Source organism: Paenibacillus sp. D2_2 (assembly GCF_031199965.1).
Classification (GTDB): Bacteria; Bacillota; Bacilli; order Paenibacillales; family Paenibacillaceae; genus Fontibacillus.
The window spans coordinates 4621954-4637152 of sequence record NZ_CP133605.1 but is presented as its reverse complement, the minus strand read 5'-3'; the positions used below and the strand labels follow the sequence as shown (position 1 = coordinate 4637152).

10 protein-coding genes, 3 pseudogenes and 1 riboswitch are annotated in these 15199 nt (G+C 46.5%); of the genes and pseudogenes, 11 read left to right on the top strand and 2 right to left on the bottom strand.

From position 1 onward, the window contains the following. Positions 1-244: 244 nt before the first annotated feature. The 3 genes from trxA (at position 245) to RE628_RS29820 (ending at position 2589) form a co-directional block, all read left to right on the top strand. Positions 245-559: a thioredoxin gene (gene trxA / locus RE628_RS23670; RefSeq protein ID WP_120463350.1), complete on the top strand. Its 315-nt coding sequence runs from the start codon at positions 245-247 to the stop codon at positions 557-559. Between the two features lie 100 nt (positions 560-659). Beyond that, complete coding sequence (uvrC, locus tag RE628_RS23665; RefSeq protein WP_375142993.1) at positions 660-2303, top strand: excinuclease ABC subunit UvrC; 1644 nt, start codon at positions 660-662, stop codon at positions 2301-2303. After that, a complete protein-coding gene (locus tag RE628_RS29820) occupies positions 2284-2589 on the top strand; it encodes a helix-hairpin-helix domain-containing protein (protein WP_375143133.1) in 306 nt (101 codons plus the stop codon). Before uvrC ends, RE628_RS29820 begins: the two co-directional genes overlap by 20 nt. 219 nt (positions 2590-2808) lie before the next feature. Here the strand turns inward: RE628_RS29820 and RE628_RS23660 are convergent. Further along, positions 2809-3033: pseudogene (locus RE628_RS23660) on the bottom strand (type II CAAX prenyl endopeptidase Rce1 family protein); the annotation flags it as partial. 1541 nt (positions 3034-4574) lie between these two features. After that, positions 4575-4731: riboswitch (cyclic di-AMP (ydaO/yuaA leader) on the top strand. Between the two features lie 75 nt (positions 4732-4806). Between RE628_RS23660 and RE628_RS23655 the strand changes: the two are divergent. The 3 genes and pseudogenes from RE628_RS23655 (at position 4807) to RE628_RS23645 (ending at position 8096) form a co-directional block, all read left to right on the top strand. Continuing rightward, the gene (locus tag RE628_RS23655; protein ID WP_309155535.1) at positions 4807-6141 is read left to right on the top strand and encodes a TrkH family potassium uptake protein; all 1335 of its coding nucleotides are present in this window, start codon (positions 4807-4809) and stop codon (positions 6139-6141) included. A 14-nt stretch (positions 6142-6155) separates the two neighbouring features. Next, entirely contained in the window at positions 6156-6827 is a 672-nt protein-coding gene (locus RE628_RS23650; protein WP_309155532.1) for a potassium channel family protein, read from the top strand. Between the two features lie 25 nt (positions 6828-6852). Beyond that, positions 6853-8096 (top strand): annotated as a pseudogene (locus RE628_RS23645) (cation:proton antiporter). Between the two features lie 559 nt (positions 8097-8655). Here the strand turns inward: RE628_RS23645 and RE628_RS23640 are convergent. Further along, positions 8656-9557 (bottom strand): annotated as a pseudogene (locus RE628_RS23640) (LysR family transcriptional regulator). 280 nt (positions 9558-9837) lie between these two features. On the opposite strand from RE628_RS23640, the gene RE628_RS23635 reads away from it, so the two are divergent. The 5 genes from RE628_RS23635 to selD all read left to right on the top strand — a co-directional run bounded on the left by RE628_RS23635 (position 9838) and on the right by selD (position 15159). Then, positions 9838-10503: a succinate dehydrogenase cytochrome b558 subunit gene (locus RE628_RS23635; protein WP_309155529.1), complete on the top strand. Its 666-nt coding sequence runs from the start codon at positions 9838-9840 to the stop codon at positions 10501-10503. 79 nt (positions 10504-10582) lie between these two features. Beyond that, complete coding sequence (gene sdhA, locus RE628_RS23630) at positions 10583-12328, top strand: succinate dehydrogenase flavoprotein subunit (protein ID WP_309155526.1); 1746 nt, start codon at positions 10583-10585, stop codon at positions 12326-12328. Between the two features lie 18 nt (positions 12329-12346). Then, the gene (gene sdhB, locus RE628_RS23625) at positions 12347-13111 is read left to right on the top strand and encodes a succinate dehydrogenase iron-sulfur subunit (protein ID WP_309159547.1); all 765 of its coding nucleotides are present in this window, start codon (positions 12347-12349) and stop codon (positions 13109-13111) included. Positions 13112-13536: 425 nt separating this feature from the next. After that, entirely contained in the window at positions 13537-13929 is a 393-nt protein-coding gene (locus tag RE628_RS23620; RefSeq protein WP_309155524.1) for a YbaN family protein, read from the top strand. Between the two features lie 180 nt (positions 13930-14109). Then, positions 14110-15159, top strand: coding sequence for a selenide, water dikinase SelD (selD, locus tag RE628_RS23615; protein ID WP_309155522.1), 1050 nt, complete (start codon positions 14110-14112; stop codon positions 15157-15159). Positions 15160-15199: the final 40 nt, after the last annotated feature.

Genomic DNA, 15199 nt, shown 5'->3' with positions numbered 1-15199 from the left:
ACACTTTATGTACTGTCAATTAAAAATATCATAGACAAAACAGGATTTGGATATTCTTAGTATAACCAATCGCTTTCAAGTTTGTAAAGATGGTGCCAGGACGCGAATTCCCATTTACTAAAAAGTTATGTTATAATGAAATCCATAGTGTCATAATTTGACGCAAACTAACCTATACCGATTAGTTAGGGAATGTTGGCTGGCATCATGCAGGCATTCCAGTAACATACAAGGAGGAGATATCATGGCAATAGTAAATGTTTCCGATCAATCTTTTAATAGTGAAGTCGAAAGTACAGGTACCGTTCTGGTTGACTTTTGGGCGCCTTGGTGCGGTCCTTGCAAAATGATAGCACCAATTTTGGAGGAATTGTCCAGTGATTTGGGTGATTCGGTTAAGATCGCAAAGGTAAATGTGGACGAGAATCCTGAATCTGCATCCCGCTTTGGCGTAATGAGCATTCCAACTCTTATATTGTTCAAAGATGGCCAACCTGTCGACAAAGTTGTTGGCTTGAACTCCAAAGACGCACTGAAAAACATGATCGCCAAACATTAATTTGGCTAGCTGATTCAGAAGGTGCTACATCTACGCCTCCGGCATGTCCGGGGGCGTTTTCGTGCAGAGGGCATCATGAAGCTGAGAGGGGGAGAGGACAATGAGTAATAGCAATTATCCAGATAACTATGCCAAGGAAGTGCAAGAGCAGGAGCAAGCGCTGGAGGCGATCCGCCACAAGCTAGCGTTGCTGCCCGATTTGCCGGGTTGCTATTTGATGAAGAACAAGAACGGCACGATCATTTATGTCGGGAAGGCCAAAATCCTGAAGAATCGTGTGCGTTCTTATTTCACAGGCAGTCATGACGGGAAGACGCAGCGGTTAGTATCGGAGATTCGCGATTTCGAATATATCGTTACCGGCAGCAACATGGAGGCACTCATTCTGGAGTGCAACCTGATCAAGACACATTCTCCCCGTTATAACGTGCTGTTGAAAGATGACAAGACCTACCCATATATCAAAATTACGAATGAACCTCATCCAAGGCTGGAAGTCACGCGTAGAATTCTGAAGGATAAGGCTAAGTATTTCGGACCGTATCCCAACGCTTATGCAGCACAGCAGACAAAGAAGCTGCTCGACCGGATGTATCCGCTACGTAAATGTAATGTGATGCCCAAGGAAGTATGTCTGTACTATCATATGGGACAATGCCTGGCACCTTGTGTGAAGGAAGTGTCGCAGCAGACGTATGATGAGATGATCCAAGAGATCGTGTCTTTCCTGAACGGTGGGCATGAGGAGATCAAGCAGGAGCTTCAGCGCAAAATGGAAGAAGCAGCCGAGGAACTTTACTTCGAACGGGCGAAGGAACTGCGTGATCAGATCAGAAGCATTGATGCGCTGATGGAGAAGCAGAAGATTACGATGAATGATGCGAGAAATCGTGATGTATTCGGCTTTACTGTCGATAAGGGCTGGATGTGCGTGCAGATTCTGTATGTGCGTCAAGGAAAAATGATCGAGCGCCATGCCTCGGTATTTCCGTTCTATGGAGAGGCTTATGGAGATTTCTTGTCCTATGTGACACAGTATTACAGCGACAATCCAGCGCTTCCTCAGGAAATTCTTCTGCCGGACATGAAGCCAGTGCAGCAGGAGCAACAGACAGAGGAACAAGTGGAAGAGCAGGTTAACGAGGCCTCTGATGAAGGTGAAGAATTGCTTGATGCAGAGAGTGGGGCAGCCGCCCTACAGAACTGGCTGAATGTGAAGGCGCTCGTTCCTAAGCGGGGATTGAAGCGTCAGATGACGCAGATGGCGATTGATAATGCCCGTGTCGCACTGGATGAGAAGTTCCGTCTGATCGAGCGGAATGAGGAACGGACCTCAAGGGCAGCAGAGAATCTTGGAGTTGCTCTCGGCCTGACCGATCTGTCACGGATCGAGGCGTTTGATAACTCGAATATTCAGGGGACCAATCCGGTATCAGCAATGGTTGTGTTCATTGACGGTAAGCCAGCGAAGAAAGAATACCGGAAGTATAAAATCCGTACTGTTCAAGGATCTGACGATGTGGAGACGATGCGTGAGGTTGTACGGCGTAGATATGAGCGGGTGCTCAAAGAGAATTTGCCACTACCTGATTTGATCGTTATGGACGGAGGCAAGGGGCAGATGGCTGCGGCGAAGGATGTGCTGGAAAATGAGCTAGGACTGTTTATTCCTGTCTGCGGCCTTGTGAAGGATACGAAGCATAAGACGGCTCAATTGATTATCGGTGATCCGCCTGAGCCGTGAATCTGGCCGGGACAGCCAGGAGTTCTATTTGCTGCAGCGAATTCAGGATGAGGTACACCGCTTTGCAATATCCTTCCACCGCGAGCAGCGTGCCAAATCGATGGTCGTATCTCAGCTTGACGCGATTCCTGGCGTTGGCGAGAAACGTCGTAAACTGCTGTTGAAGCATTTTGGATCGCTGAAAAAAATAAAAGAGGCCTCCATCGAAGATTTTCGGCCTCTTTCTATTGGTGATAAACTTGCTCAGACAATTATAGATTCGCTTCGGGATGAGGAGTCGGAATAATCGGCTCCTCTTTTTTGTTGGCGGAGTTGGATGATCCTTATGCGCTGGATTGAAGCGGTAGATCAGATAACCGACGATAGCAGGCAAGATCAGATAGAATAATCCAGCAACAAGATTTAGTCCTCCGCCCATGACCATCAGACTGATTGCCATCAGAATCGTATCGAAGATCACGTGGGTGAAGACGGCAGTAATAAATCCATAACGCAGGAACACAAAGCTGAACAGCAAGCCGATGAACATGAGCTCAATTGGCCGTGAGATGACTGGATATATCGGATATAGAGTATGACCAAAGGCCCAGATTAACGAAGTAATCAGGCTGGCTACGAATGTACTCTTGAACATCTTCTTAAGCATAGCGATACCGAACAGACGATAGACGGCTTCTTCCCCGATTCCTGCTACCCAAGCCAGCAGCGGGAATAGCAGCGGCAGAAGCATGTTGTATGTCGATTGAGAAGCGTCGGTTGTCGACCAGGTATGAATCGTATTCTCGAGAGCCAGGAAAATGATGGACTGGACACCGAGCAAAATAAGCGCCCAGGCATACCCGTTCTTCATCGCTGTCAGCACGTGTCGACCATAACCGGGCTCTTTAGCTCTTAGCCAAAGATTACGCCCTTTTTGTCTCCAGAGCGCATCGCCACCGACTAGAGATACATAAATGGAACCGGACATCAGCAGAGTTACTACGCCCTGCAGAACGAAGCTGAAGACGAGTATGCCGCTGCTCAGGCTATCTTTTTGCAAATAGGGCAGCATGTTGATTGCTCCAACCATACTTAGGACAAAATAGAGAGAGGCAAGAAAGAGACCACGCTTAAATGAGGTATGAGCTCTTGTCAAAATGCTATACACGATCGCTAATACGGCTAGAACGAACGTGAGCAACCCATAGCCTGCAAAGGTAAGAATGTAGGCGAGTGTCTTCTGACCGCCGAGATAATCGTTGTAGGAGCTCGGAACGGTGAACAACGATTCCATCGAAGATACCATGCCATATTCGAAATGGAATTGTATCTGAGCTTGAGACTGCCCGATCTCGTAATTTGATAATTCATACAGCAGGCCATATTGCCCTTCGGAGGAAGCCAGCTTCAGATCGGCTTCACTGATTCCTAAGGCTTTCAGGTAAGGTCGAGCCAATTGCTCCTTATCGGCCAGGCTAATATCCCCTTCCCGAGCGATTAGAGATTGCGTATTCTCGCGACCGTAGTCAAGCAGGGTTTGTTTAGTAGCATTACTCGTTGAGATGACCTTCTCGAATGCGACGACATTGCCTTCCTGCATATTAACGTCGATGTTTAAAAGACTTAATACGTCATCCGGGTCGCTAAAGGAAACATGAAAAACATCATAAGGGAATTGTCTGCCATAGGATTTTGAATATTTGTTGACCAAATTTTCCTTTGCCAGATAGCCATACAATTCAGGTTTTGTATCGTATGTAACGTGAGCATTCTGAAAATCGCCGTTGATGCCAAGCTCCGTCTGAGCGAACGAAGCAGCGGCTTGCCTGGCTTGCTCTTTGCTGATGTTCTTACTTAATTGTTGCTCCGGCTCGTTCAGAGAAGGCAACCACAGCTGTAAGACGATGAAGAGGACTAATCCAATGGCAGCAAGTATCCAGAGTGCTTTAGGTTTAAGCAATATCCCAGATGAGTTCTTGGAAGTTTGCATTTTTACAGCTCCTTTAACGCTTTTTTCTAAAAAGTGGTGTTTAAAAAATTTGGAAAACACATTCAATTAAAGATAACATAGGGGGCGAGGTTCGCCAATCCGGGCGTACTATACGAAAACCTGCAATATTCTCCGATAAGGGGTCGTGCGGCTCAGATAATGGAGTACCCTGATCATAGTTTCACCCCTTTTACGACTTTTTCGAGTTATTTAATCCAATAGAAACTTTGTGATACACGCCGATAAGGCTTATAATCCATTTTGACGAAAATGAAATGAAAATAATGAAATGAAATTAACTAAATAACTAACGGCCGAATTTCTTTACGAAAACGGGGAACCGATTTTTAGGGGTGAATTTCGCTGGAGTCCTGGATATTTTTTTGGATCCAAGCGAATAGGGCAACCGTGCATGTCCGAATCCGACAGCTAACCTCGTAGGCCTTTGAGCAGGGACCAATCAAAAGGCATTGGATTTCCAGTGCTTTTTTTCTTTGCTACAAAAAGGATGGAGTGATTAAGTTGCTGTTAAACATGTGGGTTAAATGGTTCAAATTTTCCCCGCCACAGATTTTAGTAATGGGCTTTGCAGCCATTATTCTCGTCGGAGCGCTGCTATTAATGCTACCGATATCAAGCACAACAGGGGAATCTTTGCCGTTCGTTGATGCACTTTTTACTGCAACCTCAGCAACGTGTGTGACTGGACTGATCGTCGTGGATACTGGGACATATTATTCTACGTTCGGTCAGGTCGTGATTATGCTGCTGATTCAGACTGGCGGTCTTGGGTTCATGACCGTGGCCACTTTATTCTCGATCGTGTTCAAACGCAGAATATCGCTTAAGGACCGTTTGCTGCTGCAAGAGGCAATGAACCAGAACACGATGGAAGGGATCGTTCGCTTGATTCGTAAGGTTCTGATCTATTCCCTGGTCATTGAGAGCAGCGCCGCGCTAATCTTTACGATTCGCTGGTCATTTGATATGCCGTTCGGACGTGCGCTATATTTTGGAATATTCCATGGGGTCTCCATGTTTAATAATGCGGGGTTTGACTTATTCGGTCATTATCAGAGTCTAACTCATTATGTAGGCGATCCGATTGTTAACCTGGTGACGATGTTTCTGATTGTATCGGGGGGCCTTGGATTTATCGTGTTGTCGGATCTCGTTGACTTCCGAAAGAACCGCAAGTTGTCGCTTCATTCCAAAGTGGTATTGACCATGACGGCTTCGCTTATTTTGGTTGGAGCCGTGGTTATTTATATATTTGAGTATACGAATCCGGGTACATTCCAGACTCTGAGTTGGGGAGAAAAGATCTGGGCATCTTTCTTCCAATCGGTATCGCCGCGGACGGCAGGGGCAAATACGGTTGATCTGGGTTCGCTTAGGCAGGCGACTCAATTCTTCATGGTCATCCTAATGTTTATTGGTGCATCCCCAAGTTCTACAGGGGGTGGGATCAAGACGACGACCTTCATGATCTTGGTCGGCGCTGTGATCTCGATGATCCGCGGGCGGTCTGATCTGGTACTGTTCCGCTATCGTCTGACTCAGGACCGCATCTTTAAAGCGGTCACGCTGACGATGCTGTCCTTGTTCCTTGTCATTGCTGTATCGATGGTATTATCAACAACCGAGAGTGCAAGCTTCCTTAGCATTTTGTTCGAGACGACTTCGGCTTTTGGTACGGTCGGTTTGACAGTAGGATTGACGGGTAAATTGACAATAGTAGGTAAATTTATTATCAGCTTCACGATGTTTGCCGGACGGCTTGGTCCACTGACGATGGCGTATGCACTCGGACCGAAGAAAGGCAAAGAATTATATAGACATCCGGAAGGTAAAATTATTATTGGATAAGGGGAAGGTTTAGCATGAAAACACAGCAGTTTGTAGTGATCGGACTGGGGCGTTTCGGATCTAGTTTGGCACTGGAACTGATGGGTCTCGGTTATGAGGTACTAGGGATCGACCGGGATGAAGAAATAGTTGATGAATGGAGCGACAAGCTGACACACGCTGTCGTGGCTGACGCAACGGATGAAGAGGTTCTCAAATCGCTTGGAGTGCGCAACTTCGACTGCGGAATCGTGGCGATCGGCAATGATATTCAGATGAGTATATTGGCAGCAATCCTGCTTAAGGATCTTGGTTTGCCGATGGTAGTAGCCAAGGCGATCTCTGTACTTCATGGTAGGGCACTGGAGAAGCTGGGCGTGGATCGGGTCATTTCTCCGGAGCGGGATATGGGCATTCGGGTAGCACATCAATTGGTGACACCGAATCTGCTCGACTACATCCAATTGTCCAAAAATTACAGCATCGTGGAAATGAATGTACCGGAATGCCTTAGTGGTAAAAGTGTAGGGGAACTTCATCCGCGAGCTCGCTTTGGTTGTACAATTGTGGCTATTCACCGAGAGGATGGTGTGATCGTTGCACCGACAGCGATGGACCAATTGAAAACCGGAGACATTATGGTCATTATCGGCTCCAATGAGAATGTTGAAGAGTTTGAAATGATGGTGAACGAGAATATTTCTTAATCTAATCCCTAAGGTGTGATAATAGATGGAATCTGCAGCTACAGAGGCTATCAGGCACTTACTTATTTTGATTTTGTTTGTTATTACGGTGGGCATGATCTCAGGGAAAATTGCTTCTATCCTCAGGCTCCCGGATGTTGCGGTCTACATTGCAACAGGAATGCTTCTAGGTCCAGGACTGGGCTGGATTCATGAAGCGAGCGGCTCGCTTGTCAATCAAATTATACTGACGGTTGGGTCGGTATTGATCTTGTTTGATGGAGGACGCAACTTAAGGCTTAGTGGGCTAAAGAAAATTTGGATCAGCTTATCGCTGCTAAGTGTACCTGGTGTGCTTATTACGATGGCTGTTGTCGGTGTTGGCGTACATTACTTGTTCGGGTAGACTGGGTGTTCGCATTCCTGGCGGGTGCTGTGATCGCTTCTACGGACCCAGCATCCATTATCCCTGTGTTTAGACAGGTCAACATCAAGCAACGGGTCAGGGAGACTGTGGAGAGTGAGTCAGCCTTTAACGATGCTACTGGTTCGATCTTGACCTTCGCATTTCTGGCAGCAGTGGTCGGAGGAGGCGAGCTTCATCTTGGCACGATGGGATGGGACTTTGTGAAGACAGCATTTGGTGGCATTGCCGTTGGCCTCGTTATATCGGGCTGTCTATCTTATTTCTCTGGACATGTTCGACGCGGGATTCTGCGTGAATATACGACACTCGTCATGATCGTATGTGCGTTGGCTAGCTATTTAGTCGCTGATCTGTGTGGCTTTAGTGGATTTATGGCAACTTTTGTCGCCGGCGTGATCTGGGGAAATGCGGATATATTCAATTTGAATATGGAAGAGAAGCACTCCGAGATCAGCATCGTCTCCGATAACATTACTTTAATGATGCGGATGCTTATTTTTGTCCTATTAGGAAGTCAGGTGAATTTCACCACGCTGGGACATTACTTCTGGCAGAGTCTAGCTGCCGTCTTGATATTGATGTTCGTGGCTCGTCCGTTAACGGTATTGATCTGTGCTTGGCCAGATCGTAAGGCGAAGTGGACCTGGCAGGAACTACTCTTCATGTGCTGGGTGCGGGAGACGGGAGTCATTCCTGCGGCCTTATCAGGCATGATCGTAGGGATGGGCGTAGCCAATGCCCAGATTATATCAGCGATTGCCTTTATGGCTATTATGCTGACGATTATCGTCCAGGCCAGCACGACGGGATGGGTAGCGCGGAAGCTGGGGCTTGAAGTAAGCAAGGAAGCGGCACGCCCGTAGGCTCTAACGAAACTCCAGACCGTTATTTCCTCATAAACAACCGTATTATAGTTTTAAGGAAACTCCATATCGTTATATGGGAGAAATACAGGCTTTAATCCCTTAATTAGCTTTAATAGCGATACCTAGTTTCGTTAGTTTGTTAAACTCGTTATTCAGTTGTGATTAACCCCTATGGCAATCGTTACAATCTATATTACCTCTTGTTGCTGTAAACCTATTGATTGCGCTCTAACGGTTGCTATCGAGGTTAATTCACTATTTTTACCCGGTTTTAATTTTTAACGGTTGTGCCAGGGGGTATTACGGTGTTTTAGCGAAAAATTCTACGAAATTACTGAAATAGCGCCTGTGACAACCGTTAGTTTGTTAAACCCGTTATTCAGTTGTGATTTACCACTGTGGCAACCTTTACAATCTATATCACGGCTCCTACGGTACGGTTCCCGGAATTCTTAAAGTCCTTATTGATATCCCCAGTGCGCCTCTAAGAAGGCGCACTGCTTTTGTATACATATCTAATTCTGACAGCAGTCGTTCGAATAAATTTACTTTCTATTTATATAGTAAGAATCTCGATCAAATGGCTCCGAATATCGTTCACCCACTCTTTGATTTCACTGCTCAGATTCGTCTTGCTGCCGTAGATCAGGCAGGTCTCCCGACGCGTCTGTGCAAGCTCTCTCATCGGCAGGGTGACTAGATCATTGTCTTTCAGGAGTTGATTGCGCAAATAGGATTTAGGAAGTAGGGTAGCAGCTTTGCAAGTTGGCAGGAGACGTACGATCGCTTCGAAAGAATCAATCTCCATCCGAATATCAGGGATAATGCCGTAGCGTACGAATACTTCATCGATCAGTTTGCGATACCATGTACCTTTAGAGAAAATAATCATCGAACGTCCGTTCAGATCTTCCATCGCTACTGGACCACCTTCCGCAAGCTCATGACCTCGTGGGACGACAAGCTCAAGATGATCCTGGAAAAGTGGAATGCATTTTAAGCCTGACTCATTAATAGAGGACGCAATGACGCCTATATCGACTTTTTTCTCCTTTACATAGGAGACAATTTCATGGGTTTTACCGGTGAGCAGCTTGACCTCCATATCGGGGTAGTTATTCATCAGCGCTGTAACGAGGGAGGTAGTGTCGTCTGCAGTGTCGTGAGACTGGCGCCTAGTGTTACAGTACTGCGATTAGCCGTTTTGAAGCGAGAGACAGACTGTAGGAAGTTCTGATGACGCTGGCGCTGCTCCAGGGCATACAGGTAGGCCTCATGACCAACGCGCGTCAGCTCCAGTTTCTTGCCGTTACGATTGAACAGAGCGACTCCCCATTCTTCCTCCAGCTTAGCGATCTTCCTCGATAGGGCAGGCTGAGACAAATTCAGCAGCTTTGAAGCTCTATTTAAACTAGACTGTTCTACGACGGTAATAAAGACAATCAGTTCTTCCAGCAATTCGATCCCCCTCTTTATTCAATATATTTCGACGGATTATGAAGTTTATCTTATGCATAATTGTTATAACAGTTAATAATTATATTGCAATTCCATTATAAGCTAAAAAGGAGTAACATGAAAGTGACACAAGTTGTTCACATGTTACTTTTGTAACAAGGCAGGATAGATGGCTGTTTGTGCGAATTATCATTTACGCTGTATTTTGCAGGCTGCTGTCGAATGTTGATGTATGAGTATGAAATAGGACGATGGAGATGAGAAAGGGGTACACGAACTTATGAAAGGGTTTTATTCCAGGAAACTGCATTCGCTTCTGGGCATTATTCCGCTAGGTTTCTTCATTTTAGAGCACATGCTTACGAATTTCTCTGCGGTTGAGGGGGGAAGTCAAGGTTTTAAAGACAGTGTTGCGTTCCTGAACAGTCTGCCGCTGGTCCTGGTGCTGGAAATTGTTGGCATCTATTTGCCGCTGCTTTATCACGGTGTCTATGGTATATATATTGCTTTTCAAGCGAAGCCGAATAATGGCAACTTCGCAACGGAGCGCAACCTGCGTTACCTGCTGCAGCGGATTACCGGAATGATCGTATTTTTGTTTGTTATCTGGCACGTGTATGAGACGCGGATCCAAGTGGCGCTTGGCAATGTAACACATGACCAGTTGGGTAGTGTGATGCATGACATTATGATGCAGCCGATATTCTTTATTATTTATGTGATCGCTGTCGTGTCTGCTTCCTTCCATTTCTCCAATGGCCTGTGGTCATTTCTTGTTAGCTGGGGAATTACAGTGGGGCCACGCTCGCAGCGTGTATCCTCATATATTTGCATGACTATGTTCGTGATCGTATCGGCGATGTTCGTATGGTCGCTGTTCGCATTCCGTAATGTGGAATTTGCAGAGGCAACGTCTCTATTGCAAACCATTAAAATGCTGGGTTAGGTAATAAATCTTACGATGTAAGTTTTGTACGAAGTAAATCTAGTAGCTTAGCTCACAAAACTTTTAGGAGTTGAAAAGGATGTCGAAACAAAGCATAGTGGTCGTCGGTGGAGGGCTAGCCGGGCTTATGGCTACGATTAAGGCGGCCGAAGCTGGGGTTCAGGTTCATCTATTCTCAATTGTTCCGGTTAAGAGATCGCACTCGGTGTGCGCACAGGGTGGAATTAACGGTGCGGTAAATACCAAGGGAGAGGGCGACTCTCCTTGGGAGCACTTCGATGACACCGTATATGGCGGTGATTTCTTGGCCAATCAGCCGCCTGTGAAGGCGATGTGCGAAGCGGCTCCAGGCATTATCCATTTGATGGACAGAATGGGAGTTATGTTTAACCGTACTCCAGAGGGATTGCTAGATTTCCGCCGCTTCGGCGGTACGAAGCGTCATCGTACGGCGTTCGCCGGTGCGACGACAGGTCAGCAGTTGCTCTATGCTCTGGATGAACAGGTACGCCGTCATGAGACAGAAGGCCTTGTAGTCAAATATGAGAATTGGGAGTTCCTATCGGTGGTTCTTGATGACGAAGGAGCTTGTCGCGGCATTACAGCGCAAAATTTGCGCTCAATGGAGATCGTAACCTTCGCTTCGGATGCTGTTATTCTGGCAACAGGCGGACCCGGGATTGTCTTCGGTAAGACGACCAACTCTGTTATTAACACGGGAACAGCAGCAAGCGCGGTGTATCAGCAAGGCGTTCATTACGCTAATGGTGAATTCATTCAGATACATCCAACGGCGATTCCAGGCGATGATAAGCTGCGTCTGATGTCGGAGTCAGCTCGCGGCGAGGGTGGACGGATCTGGACTTATAAAGACGGTAAGCCTTGGTATTTCCTTGAGGATAAATACCCAGCCTACGGAAATCTCGTTCCACGGGATATTGCCACACGGGAAATCTTCTCTATATGTGTGGATCAGAAGCTTGGCATCAATGGCGAGAACATGGTGTATCTCGATTTGTCGCATAAAGATCCGAAGGAGCTGGACGTTAAGCTCGGCGGTATTATCGAGATCTACGAGAAATTCGTAGGCGATGATCCGCGTAAGGTTCCGATGAAGATCTTCCCGGCGGTCCATTATTCAATGGGCGGCATGTGGGTTGATTATAATCAGATGACGAATATTCCAGGCCTGTTTGCAGCTGGAGAGTGCGATTATCAATATCATGGAGCGAACCGTCTTGGTGCGAACTCACTCGTGTCCGCTATTTTCGGTGGAATGGTAGCTGGTCCGAAGGCAGTGGAATATATCCGCGGCTTGAAGAAATCGGTCGAAGATATGAGCTCTTCAATGCAGGATAATGCTCGTAAGGCTCAAGAGGATAAATTCGAGAAACTGCTTAAGATGGATGGTAAAGAAAATGCCTACGCGCTTCATAAAGAACTTGGTGAGTGGATGACGGACAACATGACAGTAGTTCGCCATAACAACCGTTTGGAAGCAACGATTAACAAAATCAAAGAACTGAAGGTTCGCTATAAAGATATCAATGTTAATGACACCTCGCGCTGGAATAATACGGGGGCTGCCTTTACCCGTCAACTGTGGAACATGCTGGAGTTGGCTGAAGCGATGACACTTGGTGCCTTGCTCCGTAATGAGAGCCGCGGCGCCCATTACAAACCGGATTATCCAGAACGTAATGATGAAGAGTTCCTGAAGACGACTAAGGCGACTTGGACGCCGGATGGGCCACAGATTTCGTATGAAGATGTTGATGTATCACTAATTCCGCCGCGTATTCGCGACTATTCGAAGGATAAGTAGGAGGGGAGACCAATGGCAATGGCGGAAACAAGAGCAGCAGGCAAAAAAGTAAAGTTTATTATAACGCGCCAGGACGGACCGGAGACGAAGTCTTATACCGAGGAATTCGAGATTGACTATCGCCCGGGTATGAATGTAATTAGTTCTTTAATGGAAATTCAGCGTAATCCGATTAATGCCAAGGGTGAGCATATTGCGCCAGTGTGCTGGGAATCGAATTGCCTTGAAGAAGTGTGTGGAGCCTGCTCGATGGTGATTAACGGTAAGCCGCGTCAGGCCTGTGCGGCTCTGGTTGATAATCTGGAACAGCCGATTCGCATCGAACCGATGCGTACCTTCCCGGTCGTACGTGACCTGGTTATCGATCGCAGCCGGATGTTCAACGCTCTGAAGCGGGTAAAAGCCTGGATTCCGATCGATGGTACTTATGATCTCGGTCCGGGACCAAGAATGGCAGAGAAGAAGCGTCAATGGGCATATGAGCTATCGAAATGTATGACCTGCGGCGTCTGTCTGGAAGCTTGTCCGAATGTGAATGAGAAGACAGACTTTATCGGTCCAGCTCCGATTTCTCAGGTGCGTCTGTTCAATGCTCACCCGACAGGTGAAATGAACGCCGAGGAGAGGATTGAAGCACTGATGGAAGATGGAGGCATTGAGGGCTGCGGCAACTCGCAGAATTGTGTACGTGCATGTCCAAAAGGCATTCCATTGACGACCTCGATCGCTGAGATGAATAAAGCGACAACCAAGCATATGTTCAAGCGTTGGTTAGGAGTGTAATACCGCGCGTAGAATGGATTCCTATATCCCATGAATAGACTGGGGTATAGGAATTTTTTTGTCTTAAAGAGGTTGTTCAAAAAATCCGCTTTTGATCACGAAGTAACACGGAGAGCTTATTCGACATCGAATCTTGAATTCATCCGGGCCTTCCGGTGCTCACGTACCCAAAACGTACGCTCCGCTCCTCAGTCCCTAGCTTCATCCAACCTTCTTGGTGCTGAAAACCGGCCTTTTTGAACACGCACTAAAAAAGAAGGAAGGATACCAGAAAGATACGCGCTAGCCTTCGGATTGACGATCTCCGATGCCGCATGCTAAGGTTAGCGAAGCTAATATGATATTAGCCCGTTCCTATTCACGTGAACTATTTCACTTATATTTAAAATATATAAATTGACCTTGCACCTTAACTTAGGAGGCCAATGATGAAGTATTTATATGTAACATTAGGTTTTTTGTTTTTAGGCTTAGGGGCGGTTGGAGTATTTCTTCCCGTACTGCCTACGACCCCGTTCCTGCTTCTCGCCTCGTTCTTCTTCTCCAAAGGTTCGAATCGGTTTCACCGTTGGTTCTGCGATACGAAGCTGTACAAGGAACATTTAGAAGAATTCATTAACTCTCGTTCAATGACGCTTCGCGCCAAAATCGGTATACTTATACTAGCTACTTCTATGATGACAGTATCCTTTATTGTGATGCAGAATTGGATCGGCAGAGGTTGTATCCTACTACTTATCTCGTTTATGTACTATTATTTTATTTTTCGTATCAAAACTGTGGAAAAGTCGGAGACTATCGCTTCTGCTGAAGAGTAACAATACTATTTGAAGTAGTTGCCTTACATTAGGGTATAGGAGTACGATTAACTACGTACGTTCCGTTCCTCAGTACCTAGCTTCATCCAACCTTCTCGGTACTGAATACCAGTCTTTTGACACGTATATCTAAAATATTTATGGCAAGCAATAAATGATAGGAAGGATAGTGACGTTTACATGGAAGCTTCCAATACAGTGAAATTAACAACCTTAACAAGCAAAGGAGGTTGTGGCTGCAAGATAGGTCCTGCAGATCTAATGCAGGTAATCCGTAGCTTACCGCCAACAGAGCCAAATCCGGATTTGTTGGTCGGCCTGGACACAAGCGATGATGCAGGAGTATATAAAATCAGCGACGATCTTGCTCTGGTACAAACGCTGGATTTCTTTACGCCGATTGTTGATGATCCGTATTCCTTCGGACAGATCGCTGCGGCCAACGCGATTAGCGATATATATGCAATGGGTGGTAAGCCTTTGACAGTTATGAACATTGTAGCTTTTCCAATTTCAACGCTGGACAAGAATATTCTGGCTGATATTTTGCGTGGAGCTGCGGACAAGGTACGGGAAGCTGGAGCAACCTTGGTCGGTGGTCATTCGATCGATGATAAGGAGCCTAAATTCGGCCTTGCTGTTACTGGTTTAGTGCATCCGGACAAGGTCAGAACGAATGCCGGTACGAAGGCTGGTGATAAGCTGATTCTGACGAAGCCAATCGGAGTCGGAATTATGACGACCTCGATCAAGAAAGGTCAGCTTACTGCAGAGGAGACAGAGCGTGTTACTCGCGTGATGTCGACGCTGAATAGAAAGGCAGCAGAAATTATGGAGCCTTACACGGTTCATGCTTGTACTGATGTGACTGGATTCGGCTTGATGGGACATACTCTGGAAATGGCAAAAGGAAGTGGAATGGGGATTCATATCAAGCAGAATCAGGTTCCAGTGCTGCCACGCGTGCGCGAGCTGGCCGAGAATGGGTTCATCCCTGGCGGAACGAAGAATAACTTCGCTCATGTGGAGACAGATATTTCGTTCCCAGATACGATGGATCAGATCGATCGCTGGATTCTCTGCGATGCTGTGACTTCAGGTGGTCTGCTGATTGCCGTTGCGGCTGAAGAAGCTGATTCCTTGCTGGATGAGCTAGTTAAAGCAGGGGTTGAGGCGAGTCTGATTGGTGAAGTAACAGATCAGCACCCAGGCCGTATTGTCGTTGAATAGTAAGGTTAAACAACCTCTACAAGCAGCAGGAAGGGAAAGG